2 tRNA genes are annotated in these 302 nt (G+C 57.6%); both read right to left on the bottom strand.

The features are described 5' to 3' along the window. Positions 1-48: 48 nt before the first annotated feature. Positions 49-124, bottom strand: a tRNA-Val gene (locus JYB63_RS22810). A 57-nt stretch (positions 125-181) separates the two neighbouring features. Then, positions 182-258: transfer RNA gene (locus JYB63_RS22805), tRNA-Asp, on the bottom strand. Positions 259-302 lie beyond the last annotated feature (44 nt).

Raw genomic sequence — 302 nt, 5'->3', positions numbered from 1 at the left:
TGCGTGACAGGCAGGTATTCTAACCAACTGAACTACCGCTCCGTTTAGTGGTGGGCGTGGAGAGGCTCGAACTCCCGACATTCGCCTTGTAAGGGCGACGCTCTCCCAACTGAGCTACACGCCCACTGAACAGAGTTGAAGGTTTTAGACTCCCCTTCAGGAGCTGCCGCTTCAAAAGAAGTGGCGGAACGGACGGGACTCGAACCCGCGACCCCCTGCGTGACAGGCAGGTATTCTAACCAACTGAACTACCGCTCCGTTTAGTGGTGGGCGTGGAGAGGCTCGAACTCCCGACATTCGCC

Source organism: Aliamphritea spongicola (genome assembly GCF_017051665.1).
GTDB classification, from domain to species: domain Bacteria; phylum Pseudomonadota; class Gammaproteobacteria; order Pseudomonadales; family Balneatricaceae; genus Amphritea; species Amphritea spongicola.
This window is presented reverse-complemented; position numbering and strand designations above follow the sequence as displayed.